The sequence below is a fragment of the Paenibacillus piscarius genome (assembly GCF_022234545.1).
Classification (GTDB): Bacteria; Bacillota; Bacilli; order Paenibacillales; family Paenibacillaceae; genus Paenibacillus_AQ; species Paenibacillus_AQ piscarius.
Map to the genome: position 1 here is coordinate 81,230 of NZ_JAIEUI010000019.1, position 23,241 is coordinate 104,470.

A 23,241-nucleotide genomic window follows, 5' to 3' on the forward strand; every position below is an offset into this window, starting at 1 on the left:
CTGCCCCTTACGGCGGGAAGGAAGTTGACTGTGGTTAACTGAAGCCATAAGGCACAGCACCGGAGGGGAATTTTGGAACTGTAGGAGCGGGAGCGTCCGCCTTTGTATTCGGATTTCAACCGCGAACAGCGGTACAATTGAAGAAATCTGGAGACAACAGCGGCCGGAAGTCCAAACATTCACTGTAGGTGCGGATACTGCCGGGCTTGCTACAATGTTCCTCAGGTACTTCCATTCCGCCGTTTCCTTCTATTATAAGAGAACGGTTTCACAGATCGCAGACAAGCCCGTCCAGGTCTGCTAAAATAGAAGAAACTGCCGAAGGAGAGAGAGCCTGTGCTGAAACGCAAAAATTACTGGCTGCTGTTTGCCGTTCTGCTTCTGTCGCTGACCAGCTTGTCGCCAAGCATGGAGCTCAATACAGACCGCGGAGCCTATCCGCCGAGACAGCCGCCCGACCAGTCGGAGCGTCCTCCTTCAGGTGAAGCCGGGGAGGTCCAGAGCCTGACCATCCGTGTCTTCCTGAACAGCAGCGATTTCAGTGTCCTGGAACAGATCAGCAAGAATTATTCCTTATCTACCGGCGTGAGCGTGCGGTTCAAGAATACCGGGACGGAGGATGAAGCCTCGCAGATCCGGCAGGAATTAACGGTCGGAGCCAGTCCTGATATCATCATGCTTGACGGGCATAGCATCTATGATCTGGCGTCGCGCGGGTATCTGCTGCCTGTAGATATCTATCAGAGCGCTCCGGGAAGTACGCCGCTGGCCATGCTGATTCCGCAGATTCAATGGAATGGATATAACTGGGGGGTACCTCTGGACATCGATCCTTATGTTCTGGTCTATTCCCCGCAGCGGCTCGCCGGGCTGGGCTTAACGGAAGCGCCGGCCAGTCTGGAGCAGTGGAATATGCTGCTGGCGCAGCTGAAGAATGAACCGCAGAAGGATACATATCTGCTGGCGCTGGATACACAGAATCCTTACGGAGTGTCCGCTGTGCTGCAGAGTATGGGGAGCGGACTGCAGTCTGCCGGGCTGGCGCAGGCCCAGTGGATCGAAGCGGTGCGCAGCAGGTTTTATCTGACCAGCCGGCATAACGAGAACATCTGGGAGCTGCTGCAGGATGGGAAGCTGGCAGTGGCGGCCGTGCCGCTCTCCGAATGGAAGGCGCACGGGAATTCGACACTTGCAGTGCAGACACCGGGGAAGCAGGAGGGATTAGCAGGATACGAGAGGATGAACAGCCGCTTCTTTGCCCTTCCGGCTCAAGCCGGGAACCCTGAAACAGCTGTTCAATGGCTGGCATATGTCACTTCACGCAGCGCCCAGCTGGAATGGCTCAAGAATACGGACCGCCTGCCTGCGCTGGATGAGCTGTACCGCTCGAACCTGCCGGAGCTGGAGCATCTCCCGGTGCCGGCCGGATGGTTCCTGGCAGAAGACAACGCCCCCCGGGCAGGCTCGGAGGGCGGATGGAAGGCCAAGGCGGAAGCTATGCTTCAGTTACTAACCGGCAAGCTGGATGCGGCCGGGTATGAAGCGGCTGCTGCGGCATCCTCAGAATGAGAGGGACAGCTTCACATGAAGCACGCCTTCGGTGCTGGATACTTCAGTGGCCTGCAGGAATGAGACAATCCGGGACGGATAGAAGCCCAGATCGAATTCTTCCTCCAGCGCCTGGCGGGTGGTATCAGGCAGCTGCAGCCCGTTGAATACAACATCATCCACATGGAACATCAGCCCGTTGACCGGCTTCTCCTGTATCGTATAGTGGCCGGTCAGGGCGAGCGATAATCCCCCGCTTTTACCGGTAGCCGTAATTGAATTGTCCTGGAAGACAAACCGGAAATCCTGGAACAGCTTATTCTGCGAGACCAGGAAGCTATTCAGATCCTCCTCCGACAGCGCCAGATTATAAGTCATCCCCTTGCGGACCAGCACCCCGTCACGGCCCTGGACATACTCCGGCAGATGCTTCATGGCAGAGGCCAGGGCTTTGAAATATTTCTTCACTTCATGCAGTCCGATATTCTCCCAATACTTGCCGAATTCCTCCAGCAGGCGCTCCATACTCGCAGGGTCGGTGCTGGCCTGAATCCCGCCTTCAATCTCTTCATTCAATGCAAGCACACGCTTCTGCTGCTCCTCCAGAGCGGCTCTAAGCTCAGCCAGCTCCCGGCTGCTGCGCTGGGCGGCGGTAAGCGTGCTGTTCAAATCCTTATACTGTGTCTCGTATTCCTTCAGTGTCCGGCGGTCCTGACCCATAATGATCTCATAATAATCCGCCAGTGCAAGAATCCTGCTGATGCTTTTGGCCGAGAGGAAGGCAGCCAGAAGACCGTCCCGTTCACCCATATAATAAGCCCTGACTACAGCACCTGCGCGCTCCCGCGTATCTGTGATGCTGGCTTCTTTGGCAGCGGCCTGCTTGGTAAGTTCGGCCACCTTGGCCTCCAGCGTCTCTTGCTCTGCTGTAATCCGGACGATCTCACGTTCAATTTCAGCCGAGGACAATGTCTGCTCCAGCAGCTTGCGGGTCTCCTCATTATCCGGCATGGCAGGCGGAGGGACACCGGGCCCGGCAGACAGATATACCGTAGAGGCGGGCTGGGCAATGATGCAGATAAGAATGATTACTGCTGCGAATAACCGGCGTAAGGAACTCTGGGATAACAACACACCACCACCTTGGACAGAGTTAACAGGTATGTACTAATCTTATGATTCAGCCTGTAAAAATATCATACCCTGTTTCGGCCCCGGCAGAACTACAATTCTGCAAACAAAAAAACGGAGAGGGTCTCCGGGGCAGGGAGAACTATCCGTTTCATCCTATAATATGCGTATTATGCTTTAGAGCGGCAAGCCCATCTCGAAAATCGTCCAATAGCTAAAGCCTGTAAACGTAACAATCATATATCCCCAAAACAGCAGGATGTAGGTTCTTTCGGTAAATTTCATGTAGCCCAGAATCACAAAAAAAGCGGTCTGTAAAAAGAATAACAGCGCCATCTCCGTAAGATCTCCGGCAAAAGCCATCAGTCCAATGACAAGTGTGAAAAAGCCCAATACGCGAAACATGCGGTCCAAGAGAGGGTCCCCCTTCCAGTATGAATCCGGCTACAGCTCTTATCATTCATTATAGCGGCTCTCCAAAACACTGTAAACGAATTCATCAAAAAAATTACAAAAAATAATAAAAAATATGATTTTTATAATTGACACAAGCCATTCTCTCGGGAAAAGAGAAATTATAGCAAAGGTAGTATGAGCTGCGGACAATTTGGAAATACAAATTAGTATCAAATAGATTCTATGAACTCTAATAGAGGCATAGAAATGGAGTAAGCAGCTTTTATCCTATTCACTGCCCGGCAAAGCTGCCGGTTCTGAAGATGGTTATTTCAAGATGTTGTTAGGAGGGTTAGGCTTTATGACAGCCGTTAGACAGGATGCATGGAGTGCGGAAGATGATCTGATATTGGCAGAAATCACGCTGCGTCATATCCGGGAAGGCAGCACACAGCTTGCTGCTTTTGAAGAGGTGGGTGAAAAAATCGGCAGAACCTCCGCAGCCTGCGGGTTCCGCTGGAACAGCTGTGTCCGCAAAAGCTATGAGGATGCCATTGGGATTGCTAAAAGCCAGCGGCAAAAACGGAGTTATCTGAAGAAACAGCCCGCATCCCGGGGGGCGCAGGTGGCCGGACTTGTTCTTGGAGACCTTGAAGAAGACTACAGCCGCAGCGAAGGCATGAGTGAGAACAGTCTGTCCATTGATGCAGTAATCCGGTTCCTTAGGCAGTGGAAGGGGACCTTCCAGGAGGCCGGCCGCCAGCTTAAGATGCTGGAGCGCGATTTGCGCGAGAAGGAAGACGAGCTGGCCGAGCTTAGAGTGGAGAATGAACGTCTATCCAAGGAAGTGAATCTCGCACAGAGCGATTACCGTGTGGTCAATGACGACTACAAGGCACTGATTCAGATTATGGACCGTGCCCGCAGACTGGCTTTCCTCAATGAAGAGGATGAAGAGAAAACCCGCTTCAAAATGGATGCAAACGGAAACCTGGAGCGCATTGAATAGAAAATCACTCCTGCCAGGCCCTGCAACGGTGCGAATCTGCACAGTTTTGCAGGGTTTTTTGTTTTGCATTGAAGCGGACGGGCAGGATATAATTAGGAAAATTATTGGAGGGCGGCAGGAGGCATTGCGTCATGATCATTGATATTATAGGTGCGGGCTCTTTGGGGTTATTGCTGGCCGGCCGGCTGATCAGCGGGGGAGCAGTCTTACGGATCTGGTGCCGGAGTGAAGAGCAGAGCCGGGCTTTAACAGAACATGGGCTGACCATCAGCTATGAAGACGGCACCGCTTCATTGACCGTTGGCGGAGGCAGCTTCTCTGCTGGGACGGTGAAGGAATACACTCAGCAGCAGCTGACAGACCCCGGGGATGTTACGCTGATCACAGTCAAACAGAAGGTGCTCCATCAGGATCTTCCGGAGATTCTCCGGCCGCTCCGCGGCCTGAATCTTACAATGATAGGCTTCCAGAACGGCTGCGGACATCTCGAATTGCTCCAGGAGCTGCTGCCGGCATCCTCCATCTGGGCGGCAGTTACAACAGAAGCGGCTAAGAGGAAAACATTAACAGAGGTTATTCATGCCGGCAAAGGGGAAATATGTATAGGGAAGAACAGCCGGTCATTAGACGGGACAAAGCTGAACGAGCAGAATTCTTGGCCCGCCGCAGTAATAAGTTTCATTGATGCTCTGATCACAGCAGGATTTGACGCCTCTCTGTCGAAAGAAGTGGATACCATCATTTACCGGAAGCTCATGATCAATGCTCTGATTAATCCCCTGACCGCCGTCTGGCGGGTCCGAAACGGCGAATTGCTGGACTCCCCCGGACGTATGCAGCTCATGAAGGAGCTGTACACTGAGGCAGCCCGCATTTATGAAGCCTGCGGGATTCCCGCCGGACCTCAGCTGTGGGATGCCGCTCAGGAAGTGTGCCGGGCGACCTCGGGGAATATTTCCTCCATGCTGGCCGATGTGCTTGCTGCAAGGGAGACGGAAATCCGCTGGATTAACGGAAGCATTGTGGAAATGGGACGGCGGCAGGAGATTGACGCTCCGCTGCACCGCTGGATCTGCGGTCTGGTAGAAGGCATGACTGTGAGGGAGGGGTGAGGCTGTTTGGAATTTCTCCGGAATTCGTTCGGCGTGTTAAGCGTTATTCCGATTGTTCCTTTTTTAATTGTATATTTCGTAGGAATGGGGCTCAATCAGGACAAGAGAAAAATAATGATGCTGGCGATGGACGTAACCACTTTATTTTTGCTGCTGTCCGTTTCAGGCTTGTTCAATATTATTTTTGACTCCACCTTCGGCTTCTTTCTTATACTATTAATTGTATTAATATCCGCCGGACTGATTGGAGGGGCACAGAATCGGCTCAAAGGAAAGGTGGACGGACAGCGGTTGCTCCGGGCCGTATGGCGGCTTTCATTCTTTTTTTTAGGTGCCGGTTACGTATTATTTATGATTGTAGGCCTCATTCAATACATATCACAAGCGATGTAATGTTCCACTGCTCCGGTGAAGCGTCAACGTCACAAAATTTTAAAGAATTAAAAAAAAGTCGTTTTCAGAAAATATTGCTCTAGATTTTTTTGACCACTGGTTGTATAATCATAAACCATATACCACATTCTATTTAGGGGGAACTGCTAGATGAAGAAGAGTAAAAGTCTATTGCTTATGTTGGCATTAGTCTTGGTGATCGGCACAGTGCTTGCAGGCTGCGGCGGCAACAAGAACAATGGCAACAGCGGCACCAATGCAGCGGCGACGACTGCACCCGAGGGCAGCACCAACACAGGATCAGGAGATGAGAAGCTGGCTGCTGACCAGACACTCAGAGTTAACCTGACTGCAGAACCACCTACGTTTAACCCGGCACAAGCGCAAGACAGCCAGGCTAACACTGTGCTGAAGACGATGTATGAAGGCTTGACCCGCATGAATGATGAGACTGGCCAGGCTGAGCCAGGTATTGCCGAGAAGTGGGATATTTCCGCTGACGGTCTGGTATATACCTTCCACCTGCGTGATGCGCAGTGGAGCAACGGTGATCCGGTAGAAGCTGCTGACTTCGTCCGCGCATGGAAGATCGTGCTCGATCCGAACACAGACCCTACTGCACCTTATGCTTACCAATTGTACTACCTGAAGAATGGTGAAGAATACTACACTAAGAAAGTTACAGATTTCAACGAAGTAGGCGTTAAGGCTGTAGATGCCAAGACTCTTGAAGTTACGCTGAAGGCTCCAACTCCTTACTTCCTTGGACTTCTGTCCTTCTATACTTATTACCCTGTGCACAAATCCGTTGAAAGTAATCCTAAGTGGGCTACAAGCAAAGACACTATGATCACTAACGGTGCGTTCACGCTGACAGAGTGGACTACTGGTCAATCTCTGCAAGTAAGCAAGAACGACAAGTACTGGGATGCTGCTAACATCAAGCTGAGCAAGATTGACTTCTCCCTGATTAACAGCGGAGCAACTGAACTCCTGAGCTACAAGAACGGCGAACTTGACCGTGCAGGCGCACCGCATGGTGAACTTCCGCAGGAACAGATTCCAATCGTTCAGAAAGAACTGCCTAACGAATTCCAGAGAAAAGGTATCGCAAGTACCTACTACTATGAATTCAACATCACTGAAAAACCGTTCGACAACGTTAAAATCCGTAAAGCCCTGGCTATGACTGTTAACCGTCAGGCTCTGATCGACAATGTAACCCTGGGCGGACAGATCCCTGCATTTGGCTTCGTACCTCCTGGTATCGCCGGTGCTGACGGTGAATTCCGCAATGCAATCAAAGACGATTACTTCAAAGAAGATGCAGAAGAAGCTAAGAAGCTGCTGGCTGAAGGTCTGGCTGAAGAAGGCCTGACTACACTGCCTCCGGTTGAACTGTCCTACAACACAAGTGAAGGCCACAAGAAGATCGCTCTGGCTGTAGCTGATATGTGGAAAAAAGCTCTGGGTATCACTGTTAACACTGTGAACCAGGAATGGGCTGTATTCATCGACAACCGTCAGAACCTGAACTACCAGATCGCACGTGCAGGCTGGACTGCGGATTACAATGATCCAATGACCTTCCTGGATATGTGGGTAACAGGCGGCGGTAACAATGATACTGGTTACGCTAACCCTGAGTACGATAAGCTGATCCAAGAAGCAAAAACAAGCTCCGACCTGGCTAAACGTCAAGAGCTGTTCGCGAAAGCGGAAAAAATGATCATTCAGGATGACATGATCCTGATTCCGTTCTACTATTACACTAACAACTCCCTGACTAAAGAGTACCTCAAAGGTGTAACTCTTGACTTCAGCGGTGCAATCGACTTCACTCGTGCTTACCTGCTTGAGCACTAAGATAGCCAGAACCTTCAGTTGGAATAACTGAATAGTGATCTTCTGAAGGTAGGTTTACACTTCGGGATATATATGTGGAATTCCATATATATCCCTTTTTTTTGCATTTCCGGCCTTTTGTTAAACATTTCACGAACTTACAAAATAAGAAATTAGACAAATGGTCAATTTTTTCATAAAATCTAATTATGTGTCTCAAAAATAGTCAAAGGAGGTGTTGATGGGGATGGTTCGTTACATTGCCAATAAGTTTTTCTATATGCTTGTTTCGCTGTTTGTGCTGATTTCAGCGACTTTTTTTCTGATGAAAGCTATTCCGGGGGACCCGTTCACTTCTGAAAAGAAGGTTCCGCCGGAAATTAAAGCGCGTTTATATGAGCAATATGGATTGGACAAGCCGCTCTATCATCAGTATTTCAAGTATTTGGGTGAAATCGCCCAGGGTGATTTGGGTGTGTCCATGAAGCGGCTGAACCAGGATGTAACCCATTTGATCGGGCAAACGTTCTCGGCGTCTCTGAAGCTGGGGGTTATCGCAATTATTGTGTCGGTTATTGTCGGAGTCTTTCTCGGCATGATGGCGGCACTCTATCACCGCAAGTTTATAGACAGTGCAGCCATGGTGCTGGCGGTGCTGGGGATTGCGGTTCCGAGCTTTGTAGTCGCCTCGCTGCTCCAGTATGTGTTCGCCTACAAGTTTCATATGTTCCCGGTCTCCGGGTTTAAGGGGCCCATGTATTACTTCCTGCCTGTAACCGCACTCTCGGCACAGCCGATAGCCTTCATAGCGAGGCTGACGCGTTCGAGTATGCTGGAGGTGCTGAATGCAGACTACATCAAGACGGCTAAGGCCAAGGGTCTGAGCTGGGCTGCGATTCTGAGCCGCCACGTGCTGCGCAACGGGATTCTGCCGGTTGTCACCTACATGGGGCCAATGACGGCTAACATCGTTACCGGTTCGGTCGTTATCGAGCAGATCTTCGGTGTCGGCGGGATCGGCAAGCAGTTTGTCGAAGCCATTGGCGTTCGCGATTACACTGTCATTATGGGGATCACTATCTTCTATGGTGTACTGCTGATGGTCGCACGCTTCATCACGGATATTGCGTATGTATTTGTAGATCCGCGTATCAAACTAACTGGCGGAAAGGAGGGCTAACGATTGGCTTCTGACAAAAACCTGGTTCCGCAGCATGCGGACCTGACACCTGATGATTTCCGTAAAGTCGGCATTGATGAACGGAAGGCTGAGGTCATTCAGCGCGAGAGTCTCTCCGCCTGGCGGGATTCCTGGGAGCGTCTGCGCCAGAACAAGATGGCCATGACCGCACTGGGCGTGCTTGGACTGATCGTACTTGCAGCGATTTTTGCTCCAATGTTCTCTAAGTATAACTACTACTCAAATGACTTGCTCGCTACTAATAAGCCCCCTTCATTATCCGACCATTGGTTTGGTACCGATGATCTGGGGCGTGACATCTTCGTCCGTACCTGGTACGGCGCACGGATCTCGCTGATTGTCGGACTTGCCGCCGCGGCGATTGACCTCTTCATTGGGGTGATCTACGGCGGAATTATGGGTTACTTCGGCGGACGTGTAGACAACATCATGAATAAGATTTCGGAAATTCTCTACTCTATCCCTTACCTGCTGGTAGTTATCCTGCTGCTGGTGGTGCTTGAGCCGAGTCTTGGTACAATCATCCTGGCACTGACGATTACGGGCTGGATTACCATGTCCTGGATTGTCCGCGGGGAGATTATGCAGCTGAAGAACCGTGAATTCGTATTGGCCTCCCGTTCGATGGGTGCCGGGTCGAAGCGGCTGCTCTTCAAGCATCTTTTGCCGAATGCTGTAGGACCTATTATCGTAACAATTACATTGTCTGTGCCGAACGCCATCTTCGCTGAAGCGTTCCTGAGCTTCCTTGGTCTCGGCGTACAGGCTCCTGTAGCTTCACTGGGTTCGATGATTAATGACTCACTGACCGGCTGGCTGTATTATCCGTGGCGCTTCCTGTTCCCGGCTATTCTGATCAGCTTAACGATGCTGTCCTTCAACATCTTTGGTGACGGTCTGCGCGATGCGCTCGATCCTAAGCTGAAGAAATAGAATGGAATCCATTCGCGGTAAAGATATTGGCATGATACTTCAAGACCCGATGACTTCTTTGAACCCAAGGATCAAGGTGGGGAACAGATAAACCGAAGTTTTGATCACACTATCGAATATGTCAGCGGCCGAAGCGGAAGAGGTTGAAATGCTGAAGCTGGTGGGCATTACAAATGCGGAGGCCCGCGTTAACCAATATCTCCACGAATTTTGCTGGTGAAGGCTGGGAGATCTTTAAGAATTCCCTGCCTAAGTATAACCAAGAAGGAGGTGCAGTCCGCATGAGTAAGAATTTGAGCAAGAACCTGATTGAAGTAGAAGGCCTTAAGAAGTATTTCAACGTAGGCAAAGGAAGAGTGCTTAAGGCTGTTGACAATATTAGCTTCTCGATCCGTGAAGGTGAAACCCTGGGAATGGTAGGGGAGTCCGGCTGCGGCAAGACGACTGCAGGCCGTACCGTTCTCCGCTTGTATGAGCCGACTGCAGGAAGCGTGAAATACCAGGGAACCGATATCTACAAATTATCGGGCGGCAAGATGAAGGCGATGCGCCGCGATATGCAGATGATCTTCCAGGACCCGTATGCCTCGCTTAATCCGCGGTTTACAGTATCTGATATTATCGGCGAAGCACTGGATATCCATGGTATGGCCGGAAGCCGCCAGGAACGCAAGAAGCGGATTGAAGAACTGCTGGATATGGTAGGCTTGAACCACGATCATGCCACCCGGTATCCGCATGAATTCTCCGGCGGCCAGCGCCAGCGTATCGGGATTGCCCGGGCGCTTGCAGTGAATCCGAAGTTCATCGTCTGCGATGAGCCGATCTCTGCGCTTGACGTTTCCATTCAGGCACAGGTCGTCAACCTGCTGAAGGAGCTGCAGGACCGTCTGGGATTGACGTATCTCTTCATTGCCCATGACCTGTCCATGGTCAAGCATATCAGTGACCGTGTGGCTGTAATGTATCTGGGTAAAATGGTGGAGCTCGCAGAGAGCGAAGAATTGTACGCGAACCCGATTCATCCGTACACCAAATCCCTGCTGTCTGCTATTCCGGTACCGGACCCTGAGGTGGAAGCGAACAAAAAACGCATTCATTTGCATGATGAGCTGGGCAGCCCGATCTATGCTGCCGGCGAGAAATCCAACGACAGCGATTATGAACTGGTTGAGGTGTCCAAGGGACATTTCGTCGCCAGACAGTTTGCTTAATCTTAATAGTGACAGTCACCACAGGCGGGAGCGATCAGCTCTCGCCTCTTGCTTTCAACATGCCGGTGGAGACATTTCTTTGACGCCGCACCCAACATTGGATACAATCATAAAGGGTTGTTTACTGAATATGATTTACATACAGCAGGAACATGGAGAACTGGAGGCCACTAGATATGAATGTTGTACCTGAACCACTGCCGGGCGGATCTGCGCTCGCCGGTGACTATATACATCAATATGAAAGAGTAGGACATTTGTATGGCGGTGACTTCCGCAGCCGGGAGAGCCGGGCGGAGCGCGCTGAATGGCTGGACCGTACCGGCAGCCTACGGGCTGACCGGGCGGAGGTTGCTGCAGCCTTACGCGATTATAATGGCAAGCACAATGCCCATGAGGAGGTCCTCCGCTCGATTGAGCTATTGGAGCAGCCTGATACCCTGGTGGTGACAGGCGGCCAGCAGAGCGGCTTGTTCACCGGTCCGTTATTTGTGGCCTATAAGGCCATTACGGTGATTCAGGCGGCCCGTGAGGCCGCAGAGCAGCTCGGACGGCCTGTTGTGCCGCTGTTCTGGATTGCCGGGGAGGATCATGACTGGGATGAGGTCAATCATACTTATGTACTGAACCGCAGCGGCGAAATCTCCCGCATTAAGCTGGATCGCGGCGACGGGCCGCGGTCGCCGGTCAGCCAGATCAGCGTGGATGCCGAAAGCTGGCAGCAGGCTGTGGAGCAATTGGATGGACTGCTGCAGGACAGCGAGTTCAAGCCGCAGCTCATGGAGCTGGTTACCGCTGCGGCGGAGAGTGCCGGGAATATGACGGAAGCCTTTGCCAAGCTGATGGGCTCCTTGTTCGGGCAATTCGGCCTGATCTTGCTGGATTCAGCCGATCCTGCCCTGCGCAGGCTGGAAGCGCCGATGTTCACTTCTATTATAGAGCGCAATGACGAGCTGGAGGCAGCCTACCTGGCAGCGGCTGAACAGATTACCGCCAGCGGATATGAACTGCAGGCCGATGTGACGCCAGGCAATGCGAATCTCTTCTATATACATGAAGGTGCACGCCTGCTGCTCCATAAGGAGGAGGGACAGTTCACAGACCGGAAGGGCACGGTATCCTTTTCCCGGGAAGAATTGCTGAAGCAACTGGAGAATCACCCTGAACGGTTCAGCAATAACGTGCTGACCCGCCCGCTGATGCAGGATTATCTGCTGCCTGTACTGGCTACAGTACTTGGACAGGGCGAAATCGCCTATTGGGCTATTCCGCAGCAGGCCTTCCGGGTGCTGGACGGGCAAATGCCGCTGATTCTTCCGCGGATGTCTTTTACAGTAATAGAAGGAACGCTTAAGAAGCATATGGATAAATACGGCCTGACCTTCACGGATGTGCAGGGGGGCCTGGACAATAAACGTAAAGAGTGGCTGAGCGCCCAAGACGAGCTAAGGCTGGAAGACCGGTTCGAAGAGATCCGGACGGTGTTCTCCGGAATGTATGAACCGCTGATTGAACAGCTTGGCAGCATTCAGGCGGGTCTGCTGAAGCTGGGGAACAATAACAAGGATAAGATTCTTGATCAGATTTCCTTCCTGGAAGCTAAGGCGCTTGACGCGCTGGAGAAGCAGAATGAAGCTGCGCTGCGCCAGTGGGAACGGATCGAGCTGTCGCTGATACCGCTGGGTAAGCTGCAGGAACGTGTATATAATATGATGTACTATCTTAACCGTTACGGACTTGGATGGCTTGAGGATGTAATGGCTGTGCCCGCCGACTTCAGCGGAACACACCGTATCATTTATATGTAAGAAGCAGTGAAATGCAGGCAGGCTGACTCAAAATGTTGAAGGAGGGTTTCATTCTATGAGTTCATTATCCAAGGAAAACAGTATTGTCGCTGATATGTCCCTTGCGCCTGAGGGCCATCTCAAAATCGACTGGGTCCGCCAGCATATGCCGGTGCTGAACCGCATCCGTGAGCAGTTTGAAGCGGAGCAGCCGTTCAAGGGACTGAAGGTATCAATTACGCTTCACCTGGAAGCGAAGACGGCTTATCTGGCCAAGGTGGTTCAGGCCGGCGGTGCTGAAGTAACGATTACCGGCTCCAATCCATTGTCCACACAGGATGATGTATGTGCTGCACTGGTAGAGGACGGCATCACCGTATTCGCCAAGTACAATCCTTCTCCTGAAGAGTTCAAGGCGCTGAACATCAAGGCGCTGGAGAGCAAGCCGGATCTGATTATTGACGACGGCGGGGACTTTGCGACACTGCTGCATTCCGAACGGCCTGACCTGATGGAGAACATCCGCGGCGGAGCGGAAGAGACTACTACAGGGATCATCCGGCTGAAGGCGCTGCAGAAGCAGGGAATGCTGAAATTCCCGATGGTGGCAGTAAATGACGCTTATTGCAAATATTTGTTCGACAACCGCTACGGCACAGGACAATCGGCATGGGACGGCATTGTTCGCACGACAAATCTGATTGTGGCCGGCAAAACCGTAGTTGTGGTCGGGTACGGCTGGTGCGGTAAAGGCGTAGCGATGCGCGCTAAGGGACTAGGTGCGAATGTTATCGTCACTGAAGTGGATGCGATCAAAGCGGTAGAGGCCCATATGGACGGGTTCCATGTGATGCCAATGCTGGAGGCGGCGAAGCAAGGAGACTTCTTCGTTACCGTTACCGGCAACCGGTATGTGATCCGCGGTGAGCACTATGACGTCATGAAGGACGGCGCGATTCTCTGCAATGCCGGGCACTTCGACGTGGAAGTGAATAAGCCGGAGCTGGCTGAGCGTTCGGTGTCCCAGCGGACGGTGCGCAAGAATATCGAAGAGTATCAGCTGAAGGATGGACGGAAGCTGTATCTGCTGGCTGAAGGACGTCTGGTTAACCTGGGAGCGGCAGATGGCCACCCGGCGGAGATTATGGATACGACCTTTGCCCTGCAGGCACTCTCGCTGAGATATGTGAATGACAATTACAAGAATATTGGCGTCAAAGTAGAGAATGTTCCTTACGAGCTGGATGAGCAGGTAGCGCGCTTCAAGCTGGAGAGTCTGGGCATTGCCATCGACAGTCTCACGCAGGCTCAGGTGGATTATCTGGACAGCTGGAATCTGAACGACTAAGCATAAGGATCTATATGAGCCCGGAGCCAGTCAAATGGCCCGGGCTTTTGCGTGTTTTCAGGCAGAATAGAGTGCCGCTTGACAAGAAGAAAAAATTACCTTCGCGCGGAAGAAGGTTTTTGATTTTTAATGGCGAATCTATTATGCTTAGGTGGTGAAAAGTGGGGCAAAGTGGGGAATCGGGATTCAGGGGTGGGAGTAGCTTATGTTTATGGGGGAATACCAGCATACCATCGACGATAAGGGCCGGATCATTATCCCGGCCAAGTTCCGTGACATGCTCGGCGCTTCCTTCGTGGCGACCCGCGGCCTGGACTCATGCCTGTTTGTTTATCCCATGGAAGAATGGGGAATCATGGAGCACAAGCTCAAAAGCCTTTCACTGATGAAATCGGATGCCCGTGCCTTCAGCCGGTTCTTTTTCTCGGGAGCGACTGAATGTGTATGGGACAAGCAGGGCAGGGTGAATCTGCCGGGGAATCTGCGGCAATACGCCAAGCTCGACAAGGACTGTGTCATTCTGGGCGTTTCAAACCGGGTGGAGATCTGGAACAAGCAGCTTTGGGAGCAGTACTACGAACAGTCAGAGGAATCGTTCAACGAAATCGCCGAGAAGCTGGTGGATTTCAATTTTGATCTATAACACACACACAATCGGAATTACTGCCTTGGAGGGATGCAGCTTGTTTCACCACATCACGGTGCTTAAGGAAGAAGCGACAGAAGGGCTGCACGTCAAGCAGGATGGCATATATGTGGACTGTACGCTCGGGGGAGCCGGGCACAGCTCGCTGATTGCCTCCAGGCTTAGCGGCAAGGGCCGTCTGATCTGTCTGGATCAGGACGACTGGGCGCTGAACAATGCGAAAGAGAAATTATCCGGCTACGGAGACAAGGTGGTGACCGTCAAGACCAACTTCCGTGATCTGGAGGCTGTGCTGAAGTCGCTGCCGTTCGTCCCGCAGGTGGATGGTGTTCCGCAGGTGGACGGGATTCTGTTCGATCTGGGGGTCTCCTCTCCGCAGTTTGACGAAGGGGAACGGGGCTTCAGCTACAATCATGATGCTCCGCTGGATATGCGGATGGACCAGTCGGCGAAGCTCACCGCGGCGGATATCGTCAATACCTGGAGCGAGCAGGAGATTGCCAGGGTGCTTTTCCAGTATGGCGAAGAGAAGTTCTCCCGGCGGATTGCCCGCAGGATTGTGGAGCGCAGGGAAGAACGTCCAATTGAGAGTACCGGGGAGCTGGCCGAGCTGATCAAGGAAGGGATTCCTGCAGCGGCCCGGCGGACGGGCGGCCATCCGGCCAAACGGAGCTTCCAGGGACTGCGGATCGCCGTCAACGATGAGCTGGGGGCGTTCGAGGAAGGGCTTCATGCCGCTGTGCGCTGTCTGGCGCCGGAGGGAAGGGTCTCGGTCATTACCTTTCATTCGCTGGAGGACCGGATCTGCAAGCAGATTTTCAGCAGTTACCTGAGCCGTTGTACCTGCCCGCCTGACCTTCCGTACTGCGTATGCGGGGCCGAAGGCACTCTGAAGCTGATCAACCGCAAGCCCATTGTACCCGGAGAAGAAGAGCTGGAACAGAATTCGCGTGCCCGTTCAGCTAAGCTGCGTATTGCAGAGAAATTGTAAATGACGATAAAGGAGAATCAGAGATGGCTTATACCCGCGGAAACCTGGCAGTGCAACCTAAGAGGAAACAAGAGGCAAACCCGCTCTATCGTGAGAAGACAAAAGTCGTCACCAGGCGCAGAGTCCTGCCGCTGCAGGAGAAGCTTTTGTACATGCTGACGCTGGGAGCCTTCGTGCTGGTAGCAGCCTCCCTAATCTGGCGTTACGTCCATATTTACGATTTGAACCTGCAAGCCCAGAAGCTGGACACCGAAATTTCCAAGAACAAGAAACAAATTGCCACCTATCAGATGGAGAAGCAGAAGCTTGAACAGACGATCGTCCAGAGAGCGCAGGAGATGGGGTACGTGATTCCATCCGTTGATTCTACAATCTATGTGCCGATTAGCAGCCAGGCTACTGACAAGGCCGGTAACTAACCAGCGATGAACGGCAATCGCAATACTAGAAGCTGTGAGGGTTCCTTATGGTCAAAAGAATAAAACTTCGCACACTGTTTATAGGAGGGTGTATTACCCTCTTTTTTCTTGTTTTGGTCGCAAGGGTATTCTGGATCCAGGTGCTTCAGCGTGAGAAATGGCAAGAGGCCGCAGCCGAGCAATGGGCGCATACGTCTATTATCAAGGCAGTCCGCGGGGTGATCTCTGACCGCAACGGCAATGTCCTGGCCAGCGATGTTCCCGCTTATACGGTGGTGGTGAACCCGAAGGTCATTGCCGAGAAGAAAATCGGTGAAGAGGTGATTCAGGGCCTGCATGAGCTGCTTGGCAAGCCGGTGGATGAGCTGAAGAAGCTGGTAGAGGCCAAGGATAAAGATGGAGAGTATCTGAAGAACCGGGAAATCCGCAATGAGGGCTGGAAGATCGACCAGGAGATGGCCGATAAAGTAAAAGCTTTTGTAGATAAGCTGAAGAAAGAGCATGATACGCTGGAAACCGGAGTCGGCCTTGTCCGGGAACAGAAGCGTTACTATCCGAAGGATTCGCTGGCAGCCCATATTCTGGGCTATACCGACAGGGACGGCAAAGCGGTAATGGGTCTGGAGAAGTCGCTGGATCAGCAGCTCGCCGGTGTTGACGGCAAGCTGTATTACCAGAGTGATGGTATAGGAGTCAAGCTGCCGGATTCCAAGGATACGTTCCAGCCGGTGGTAAACGGAAGCAACTTCAAGCTGAGCATTGACAGCACGATTCAGCTCTATATTGAACAGGCGATGAAGAAGGCGTATGCTGAGTACCGGCCGAAATCAATCAGTGTCATTGCTGCCGATCCGAACACGATGGAGATTCTGGGGCTGGCGAATATGCCGACCTTCAACCCTAACGAATACTATGATCTCAATCAGGACGCTGCGGGCTTCTTCAACCATGCGATCATGACGAGATTCGAGCCGGGGTCCACATTCAAGATCGTTCCGCTGGCCGGTGCGGTGCAGGAGAAGCAGTTTGATCCGAATGCAAAAGTCCATTCGGGATCTATCCGGATTAAGGGATACAGCAAGCCGATCTATGATATGAACCGGGCCGGATACGGCACAATCACCTTCCTTGAAGGGGTCAAGCGGTCCAGTAACGTGGCCTTCGTCAAGTTCGGTTACGAGTTGCTGGGTAAGGACAAGCTGCTGAAGTATATCAATGATTTCGGTTTCAGTGAGAAGACAGGGATTGATCTTCCGGGAGAGATCACCGGGCTCGTCAACCCGGACCCGAACCGGGCGGTTGAAAATGCTACCCTTGCCTATGGGCACGGCAAACTGCTGGTGACGCCGATTGAGCAGCTTACCGCTATGGCGGCGATTGCGAACGGCGGCAAGTTGCTGGTGCCGCATGTGGTGAAGGAGGTTACCGATCCAAATACTGGCAAGACCACGGTGACCCAGCCGGAGGTTGTGCGTCAGGTACTCTCGGAAGCTAGTGCCCGTGAAACAGGCAGCTATCTGGAGCAGGTTGTGGCTGATCAGCAGATCGGAACAGGGAAACATGCCTTCATCGATGGATACCGGGTTGCGGGCAAGACGGGGACAGCCATCAAGCCTGACGGCAAGGGCGGGTATGACCGGGATAAGGTGCGTTCCTCCTTCCTGGGGTATGCACCGGCCAATGACCCTAAGATTGTTGTATTCGTAACGATTGACGAGCCTGCCGATGCGGTCGGCGGCGGTAAGGCAGCAGGTCCGGTCTTCAAGGAGATCGTGTCGCAGGCGCTTCCTTATATGGGCGTGCCTAAGGCAGGCGATGTCGCCAATCCTGACAGCAAGAAGACGCCGAAGGCTCAGGCTGTGGTCCAGCGTAAGGCGCCGGACCTCACCGGCCAAACCGTAAAGGCTGCCAGACAGCAGCTCATTAATCAGGGTTTTGATTTTGAAGCGGTAGGACAAGGAGCAAATGTGGTCAGCCAATATCCCGAGAAGGATACCCCGCTTACTGCAGGGCAGCGGATCTACCTGATCAGCGAGCAGGGAGAGAACCTGACGCTTCCTGATCTGCGCGGCCAATCCCTGCGCGATGCGCTGGAGATCCTCAACCTGCTGAAGGTGGGAATCTCCGTCAATGGAGAAGGTTATGTCACGGAGCAGACTCAGACCAAGAATAACGGTAAAACCCAGGTTGCGCTGAAGCTTAGCCCGCTTAATGCGTATGGGGAGAATATTCCTGTTGCCATGGCGGGTGATACCAGCGATGAAGAGGCCGGGAAGAAGTAACGGCACCTCCGGGCTTGTTCTAACCCCTGTTTGTCCCGAATAGTCATGAAGATAAGAGATCATGTCTATACGAGCGAAAGCGGGGAGAACGCAATGAAGGTATCAAAGGTCGTAAGTCGGCGGAGAATGCTGTGGACGCTGCTGGGACTGGGCGTATTGTTCGGTGCGCTGGCTGTGCGTCTTGCCTATGTGCAGTTAACCCAGGGGGAGAAGCTGAGTGCCAAGGCGGAGGATTCCTGGCGGCGGAATATCCCCTTCACCGCGAAGCGCGGGGAGATTCTAGACCGGGAAGGCGTGGCACTGGCCTATAATATCAGTTCACCTACGGTGTATGCCATTCCGGTACAGGTGAAGGAGAAGGAACAGACCGCGAAGCAGCTGGCTCCGCTGCTCGGCATGACCGAGGAGAAGCTGACGGCGCTGCTGACCCAGAAGAAAGCCTCAGTGAAGCTGCAGCCCGGCGGCCGCAAAATTACGATGGAGCTTGCCGCGAGCATCCGTAATTTGCAGCTGCCGGGCATCGTTGTCGCTGAGGACAACAAACGGTACTATCCGTACGGTGATCTGGCGGCCCACATTCTGGGCTTTACCGGCATCGACAATCAGGGGATTACCGGCATAGAGAGCATCTACGACAAGCTGCTGCAGGGCAGCGCGGGCAATATCTCCTATCTGTCCGATGCCGGGGGAAGGCTGATGCCCGGGTCCTCGGAGAAGTATACGGCGCCGCAGGATGGGCTCAGTCTTCAATTAACCATTGACAAGCAGATTCAGTCTATTATGGAGCGCGAGCTGGATCAGGCGATGGTGAAGTATCAGGCTCAGGGAGCCTGGTCTATCGCTATGGACCCCCGCAGCGGCGAGATTCTGGCAATGGCCAGCCGGCCGGGCTACGAGCCCGGAGCGTATCAGGAATATGACGCCGAGGTGTATAACCGCAATCTGCCGATCTGGATGACGTACGAACCGGGCTCCACGTTCAAGATCATCACCCTGGCGGCTGCGCTGCAGGAGGGCAAGGTGGATCTGCAGCATGAGCATTTTTTCGATCCAGGCTATATTGAGGTCGGCGGCGCGAAGCTGCGCTGCTGGAAGAAGGGCGGGCACGGGAGCCAGACCTTCCTGGAGGTTGTGGAGAACTCCTGCAACCCCGGATTCGTAGCCTTGGGCCAGCGTCTGGGCAAGGATACATTGTTCAAGTACATCCGCGATTTCGGCTTCGGCACGAAGACGGGGATTGATCTTAACGGGGAAGCGAACGGGATTCTGTTCAAGCCGGCCCAGGTGGGACCGGTAGAGCTGGCGACAACGGCATTCGGCCAGGGGGTATCCGTGACCCCGATCCAGCAGATTGCTGCAGTATCGGCGGCGATTAACGGGGGGAAGCTGTATACCCCGCATGTAGCCAAAGCCTGGATCAACCCGGACACAGGCAATGTGGTCTCCGAGACTGAGCCGGAGGAAGTGCGCCAGGTCATCTCACCGGAGACCTCGGCGAAGGTGCGTGCTGCCCTTGAGAGCGTAGTTGCCAAAGGCACAGGCCGGCCGGCCTTCATTGACGGCTACCGTGTGGGCGGCAAGACAGGGACAGCACAGAAGGTTGTCAACGGACGATATTCTCCTACGGAGCATATTGTATCCTTCATTGGCTTTGCGCCGGCGGATGATCCGCAGATTGTGGTCTACACCGCTGTTGACAATCCCAAAGGAATTCAGTTCGGAGGTGTGGTAGCGGCTCCGATTGTCCAGAATATTCTTGAGGATTCTCTGCTCTATCTGAAGGTTCCGCAGCGCAAGGACCAGCTGCCGAAGACCTACAAGTACGGAGAGACTCCGATTGTAACCGTGCCGGATCTCACGGGAGCGACCGTTCAGGACATTTATGAGGACCTGAACATGAATTTCATGCTGGTACGTTCCGGCACCGGCAATACCGTAATCAACCAGGCGCCCAAGCCGGGAGCGCGGGTGGAGCAGGGCTCCACGATCCGGATCTATATGGGCACCTCCAGTGAACCGTGAGTGATAATGGGTTGAACTTGATATGGATTAAACACAGAGTGAGGGATTGCTATGAAATTAAAAGAACTTTCTTCCTGTCTGGCCGCTGCCCGTCTATACGGGGAGGGTGAGATTGAAATTGCGGATCTGCAGGTGGACTCCCGGAAGGTGAAGCCGGGCGATCTGTTCATCTGTCTGCCGGGATTCACGGTGGACGGCCATGATTATGCGCCTCAGGCTGCGGCAAGCGGTGCCGTTGCCCTTGTCTGCGAGCGGAAGCTGGATATCGACCTGCCGCAGCTCGTAGTCGATGACTGTCGGTATGCCATGTCGGTTCTGTCTAACGCCTTCTTCGGTTCGCCCAGCAGCCGGATGAAGATGATCGGCATCACCGGCACCAACGGCAAAACAACGACCTCTTACCTGATTGAACGGATTATGCTGGATCACGGAGTGAAGACCGGACTGATCGGCACGATCCAGATGCGCTATGACGGGCAAAGCTACGGAATGTCCGGAACGACCCAGGAATCACTTGAGCTTCAGCGCACCTTGCAGCAAATGGCGCTGAAGGGGGTCCAGTGCTGTGTGATGGAGGTCTCCTCCCATGCGCTCCAGCAGGGTCGGGTGAAAGGGACGGACTACCGTACAGCGGTATTTACGAACCTGACCCAGGATCATCTGGATTATCACCATACGATGGAGGAATACCGCGCCGCCAAAGGTCTGTTCTTCTCCCGTCTCGGCAACGTGATCTCTCCGTGGAAGGAAGAACGCAAATACGCCGTGCTGAATGCGGATGATGAAGCGTGCAGTTATTTTGCCGCCCAGACTGCGGCGGAGGTCATTACTTACGGGATCGACAACCCGGCGAATGTCCGTGCGTCACAAATATCGGTTACCGCCAAAGGAACCTTTTTCCATGTGGAGACGTTTAAAGGGGCAGCCGATATTTCGCTGCGGATGGTCGGCAAGTTCAACGTCTATAATGCGCTCGCTGCCATTACGGCTGCGCTGCTGGAGGATGTGCCGCTTGAAGAAATCAAGGCCAGCCTTGAGGCGGTTGCCGGCGTGGACGGACGGGTGGAAGCTGTAGATGAAGGACAGGATTTCGCAGTGATTGTGGACTATGCACATACACCGGATGGTCTGGAGAATGTGCTGAAGGCAGTCACTGAGTTCGCAACCGGCAAGGTGATCACCGTCTTCGGCTGCGGCGGGGACCGGGATAAGACCAAGCGTCCGCTGATGGGCAAGATCGCCGCCAAGTATAGCGATAAGGTGATGGTTACCTCCGACAATCCCCGGACCGAGGACCCGCTGCAGATTCTGCAGGATATTGAGGCCGGACTGCATGAGGACGGGGTTCCACAGGAGCGGTATGAGATGATTGCCGACCGGCGCGAAGCCATTACAAAAGCTATTGAAATGGCAAGCCCCGGCGATGTAGTATTGATTGCGGGGAAAGGTCATGAGACCTATCAGCTGATCAAGGGAGTCGTGCATGATTTCGACGACCGCATCGTTGCCAAAGAAGTGATAAGGGGCCGAAGCTATTGATTACAAAAGCGCTAGAAACTATCGCGGTAATGTGCGGGGGAGAATTGTCCTCTGCACAGGATAAGAATATAGAGATTACGGGGGTCGTTACCGATTCGCGCAGCATTTCGCCTGCCTGCCTGTTCGTACCGCTGGTAGGGGAACGCTTCGACGGCCACGCCTATGCCGCAGCTTCCTTGGCTGCCGGAGCCGCTGCCACCCTCTGGCAGCGGGACAAAGGTCCGGCTCCTTCCGGGAGCGGAGTGATTCTGGTCGAGGACACGTTAGCGGCTCTGCAGCAGCTGTCGTCCGCCTATCTGGCCGAGATTGCCCCCCGGGTGGTGGCAGTAACAGGCAGCAACGGCAAGACGACGACCAAGGATATCATCACAGCGCTGCTGGAGACCCAGTTCAAGGTGCACAAAACGCAGGGGAATTTCAATAATCACATCGGCCTGCCGCTGACGGTTCTCTCCATGGACCATGATGTTGAAATCGCGGTGCTGGAGATGGGCATGAGCTCGCGAGGGGAGATTGCCTTGCTGTCCCGGCTGGCCGCTCCTGATGTGGCCGTGATTACCAATGTGGGGGAATCCCATCTGCTCCAGCTTGGCTCGCGCAAGGAGATCGCTAGGGCGAAGCTGGAGATTGTGGAGGGACTTCAGCCGGGCGGGCTGCTGATCTATAACGGGGATGAGCCGCTGCTCGCCGAGGTGCTGGCGGAGCCTGGCTTCCGTGTGCCTGAAGGTCTGAGAACCTTCCGCTTCGGGCAGTCTGAGGATAACGGTGATTATCCGACCGGCGTGATGGCACATGGCGGGGGCATGACCTTCACCTCGCATCTTCATGCGGAGCCTGCACTCACACTGCCGCTGCCCGGGCAGCATAATGTGATCAACGCGCTCGCTGCGCTTGCCGTCGCCCGGCATTACGGGGTGAGCGCGGAGAATATGGCGGAAGGCTTAAGCGGCCTTAAGCTGACAGGCATGAGAATTGAACTGATCGAGGCGGCCAGCGGTATGGTCATGCTGAATGATGCCTATAATGCCAGTCCGACCTCTATGCGGGCCGCTATCGATGTACTGCAGTCCATGAAATGCAGCGGCCGCCGGATCGCGGTGCTGGGGGACATGCTGGAACTTGGGCCGGATGAGGTGCTGTTCCACCGGCAGATCGGCCAGTATCTCGATCCTGCGCTGACGGGTGAGGTCTATACCTACGGGGCGCTTGCTGCCCATATTGCCGAAGCTGCGGCTGAGCGGTTCGGGGACGGTCGTGTGTTTGCTTTTAACGATAAGGAAGCCTTAATCAATGCCTTGACTGCGAAATGCACCATGAAGGATATTGTGCTGTTCAAGGCGTCCAGGGGCATGCGGCTGGAGGAAGTGCTTCACCGCCTGATGGATTATGCTGTAGACGATTCAAACTAATGGAGGGGGTGTACCC

At 53.4% G+C, this 23,241-nt stretch carries 19 protein-coding genes and 1 pseudogene; 18 read left to right on the top strand and 2 right to left on the bottom strand.

Annotated elements, in window-relative coordinates:
• The first annotated feature begins 336 nt into the window (after positions 1-336).
• The gene (locus tag K1558_RS24740) at positions 337-1,569 is read left to right on the top strand and encodes an extracellular solute-binding protein (RefSeq protein WP_238654624.1); all 1,233 of its coding nucleotides are present in this window, start codon (positions 337-339) and stop codon (positions 1,567-1,569) included.
• Here K1558_RS24740 and K1558_RS24745 read toward each other — a convergent pair.
• Both K1558_RS24745 and K1558_RS24750 read right to left on the bottom strand, forming a co-directional pair.
• On the bottom strand, positions 1,561-2,679 hold the full coding sequence (locus tag K1558_RS24745) for a coiled-coil domain-containing protein (RefSeq protein WP_238654625.1): 1,119 nt from the start codon (positions 2,677-2,679) through the stop codon (positions 1,561-1,563). The two genes, K1558_RS24740 and K1558_RS24745, sit on opposite strands and share 9 nt — an antisense overlap.
• A 177-nt stretch (positions 2,680-2,856) precedes the next feature.
• On the bottom strand, positions 2,857-3,093 hold the full coding sequence (locus K1558_RS24750; RefSeq protein WP_238654626.1) for a DUF2626 domain-containing protein: 237 nt from the start codon (positions 3,091-3,093) through the stop codon (positions 2,857-2,859).
• Between the two features lie 343 nt (positions 3,094-3,436).
• Here K1558_RS24750 and K1558_RS24755 point away from each other — a divergent pair, with 343 nt between their 5' ends.
• The 17 genes and pseudogenes from K1558_RS24755 (at position 3,437) to K1558_RS24835 (ending at position 23,225) form a co-directional block, all read left to right on the top strand.
• A complete protein-coding gene (locus K1558_RS24755; RefSeq protein ID WP_238654627.1) occupies positions 3,437-4,084 on the top strand; it encodes an RsfA family transcriptional regulator in 648 nt (215 codons plus the stop codon).
• A gap of 131 nt (positions 4,085-4,215) precedes the next feature.
• Complete coding sequence (locus K1558_RS24760; RefSeq protein WP_238654628.1) at positions 4,216-5,196, top strand: ketopantoate reductase family protein; 981 nt, start codon at positions 4,216-4,218, stop codon at positions 5,194-5,196.
• Positions 5,197-5,202: 6 nt separating this feature from the next.
• Positions 5,203-5,589 (top strand): DUF3397 domain-containing protein, encoded by a 387-nt coding sequence (locus K1558_RS24765; RefSeq protein ID WP_238654629.1) that lies wholly within the window; start codon positions 5,203-5,205, stop codon positions 5,587-5,589.
• 150 nt (positions 5,590-5,739) lie between these two features.
• On the top strand, positions 5,740-7,455 hold the full coding sequence (locus K1558_RS24770) for a peptide ABC transporter substrate-binding protein (RefSeq protein WP_238654630.1): 1,716 nt from the start codon (positions 5,740-5,742) through the stop codon (positions 7,453-7,455).
• A gap of 226 nt (positions 7,456-7,681) precedes the next feature.
• The gene (locus K1558_RS24775) at positions 7,682-8,614 is read left to right on the top strand and encodes an ABC transporter permease (RefSeq protein ID WP_238654631.1); all 933 of its coding nucleotides are present in this window, start codon (positions 7,682-7,684) and stop codon (positions 8,612-8,614) included.
• Between the two features lie 3 nt (positions 8,615-8,617).
• Positions 8,618-9,568, top strand: a complete 951-nt coding sequence (locus K1558_RS24780) for an ABC transporter permease (RefSeq protein ID WP_274528823.1) — start codon at positions 8,618-8,620, stop codon at positions 9,566-9,568.
• A pseudogene (locus tag K1558_RS24785) lies at positions 9,567-9,779 on the top strand (peptide ABC transporter ATP-binding protein); the annotation flags it as partial. The gene K1558_RS24780 and the pseudogene K1558_RS24785, both read left to right, overlap by 2 nt.
• A 70-nt stretch (positions 9,780-9,849) precedes the next feature.
• Entirely contained in the window at positions 9,850-10,782 is a 933-nt protein-coding gene (locus K1558_RS24790; RefSeq protein ID WP_238654632.1) for an ABC transporter ATP-binding protein, read from the top strand.
• Positions 10,783-10,958: 176 nt separating this feature from the next.
• Positions 10,959-12,590 carry a bacillithiol biosynthesis cysteine-adding enzyme BshC gene (gene bshC / locus K1558_RS24795; protein WP_238654633.1) on the top strand — a complete coding sequence of 544 codons (1,632 nt, stop codon included), beginning with the start codon at positions 10,959-10,961 and terminating at the stop codon, positions 12,588-12,590.
• A 55-nt stretch (positions 12,591-12,645) separates the two neighbouring features.
• Entirely contained in the window at positions 12,646-13,917 is a 1,272-nt protein-coding gene (locus tag K1558_RS24800; RefSeq protein ID WP_238654634.1) for an adenosylhomocysteinase, read from the top strand.
• A gap of 205 nt (positions 13,918-14,122) precedes the next feature.
• Positions 14,123-14,560: a division/cell wall cluster transcriptional repressor MraZ gene (mraZ, locus tag K1558_RS24805; RefSeq protein WP_238654635.1), complete on the top strand. Its 438-nt coding sequence runs from the start codon at positions 14,123-14,125 to the stop codon at positions 14,558-14,560.
• Positions 14,561-14,600: 40 nt separating this feature from the next.
• The gene (gene rsmH, locus K1558_RS24810; protein ID WP_238654636.1) at positions 14,601-15,554 is read left to right on the top strand and encodes a 16S rRNA (cytosine(1402)-N(4))-methyltransferase RsmH; all 954 of its coding nucleotides are present in this window, start codon (positions 14,601-14,603) and stop codon (positions 15,552-15,554) included.
• Between the two features lie 23 nt (positions 15,555-15,577).
• The gene (locus tag K1558_RS24815; RefSeq protein WP_238654637.1) at positions 15,578-15,973 is read left to right on the top strand and encodes a hypothetical protein; all 396 of its coding nucleotides are present in this window, start codon (positions 15,578-15,580) and stop codon (positions 15,971-15,973) included.
• Positions 15,974-16,113: 140 nt separating this feature from the next.
• Entirely contained in the window at positions 16,114-18,255 is a 2,142-nt protein-coding gene (locus K1558_RS24820) for a penicillin-binding transpeptidase domain-containing protein (protein ID WP_238654638.1), read from the top strand.
• A gap of 93 nt (positions 18,256-18,348) precedes the next feature.
• The gene (locus K1558_RS24825; RefSeq protein ID WP_238654639.1) at positions 18,349-20,277 is read left to right on the top strand and encodes a stage V sporulation protein D; all 1,929 of its coding nucleotides are present in this window, start codon (positions 18,349-18,351) and stop codon (positions 20,275-20,277) included.
• Between the two features lie 51 nt (positions 20,278-20,328).
• Complete coding sequence (locus K1558_RS24830; RefSeq protein ID WP_238654640.1) at positions 20,329-21,816, top strand: UDP-N-acetylmuramoyl-L-alanyl-D-glutamate--2,6-diaminopimelate ligase; 1,488 nt, start codon at positions 20,329-20,331, stop codon at positions 21,814-21,816.
• Positions 21,813-23,225: a UDP-N-acetylmuramoyl-tripeptide--D-alanyl-D-alanine ligase gene (locus K1558_RS24835; RefSeq protein ID WP_274528828.1), complete on the top strand. Its 1,413-nt coding sequence runs from the start codon at positions 21,813-21,815 to the stop codon at positions 23,223-23,225. Before K1558_RS24830 ends, K1558_RS24835 begins: the two co-directional genes overlap by 4 nt.
• Positions 23,226-23,241 lie beyond the last annotated feature (16 nt).

Excerpts from the sequence above, each read along its gene's own strand:
- K1558_RS24775 (WP_238654631.1), top strand. The coding sequence starts at position 7,682 with ATGGTTCGTTACATTGCCAATAAGTTTTTCTATATGCTTGTTTCGCTG.
- mraZ (WP_238654635.1), top strand. The coding sequence starts at position 14,123 with ATGTTTATGGGGGAATACCAGCATACCATCGACGATAAGGGCCGGATC.
- K1558_RS24760 (WP_238654628.1), top strand. The coding sequence starts at position 4,216 with ATGATCATTGATATTATAGGTGCGGGCTCTTTGGGGTTATTGCTGGCC.
- K1558_RS24815 (WP_238654637.1), top strand. The coding sequence starts at position 15,578 with ATGGCTTATACCCGCGGAAACCTGGCAGTGCAACCTAAGAGGAAACAA.
- bshC (WP_238654633.1), top strand. The coding sequence starts at position 10,959 with ATGAATGTTGTACCTGAACCACTGCCGGGCGGATCTGCGCTCGCCGGT.
- K1558_RS24800 (WP_238654634.1), top strand. The coding sequence starts at position 12,646 with ATGAGTTCATTATCCAAGGAAAACAGTATTGTCGCTGATATGTCCCTT.
- K1558_RS24790 (WP_238654632.1), top strand. The coding sequence starts at position 9,850 with ATGAGTAAGAATTTGAGCAAGAACCTGATTGAAGTAGAAGGCCTTAAG.
- K1558_RS24770 (WP_238654630.1), top strand. The coding sequence starts at position 5,740 with ATGAAGAAGAGTAAAAGTCTATTGCTTATGTTGGCATTAGTCTTGGTG.
- K1558_RS24825 (WP_238654639.1), top strand. The coding sequence starts at position 18,349 with ATGAAGGTATCAAAGGTCGTAAGTCGGCGGAGAATGCTGTGGACGCTG.
- K1558_RS24755 (WP_238654627.1), top strand. The coding sequence starts at position 3,437 with ATGACAGCCGTTAGACAGGATGCATGGAGTGCGGAAGATGATCTGATA.
- K1558_RS24830 (WP_238654640.1), top strand. The coding sequence starts at position 20,329 with ATGAAATTAAAAGAACTTTCTTCCTGTCTGGCCGCTGCCCGTCTATAC.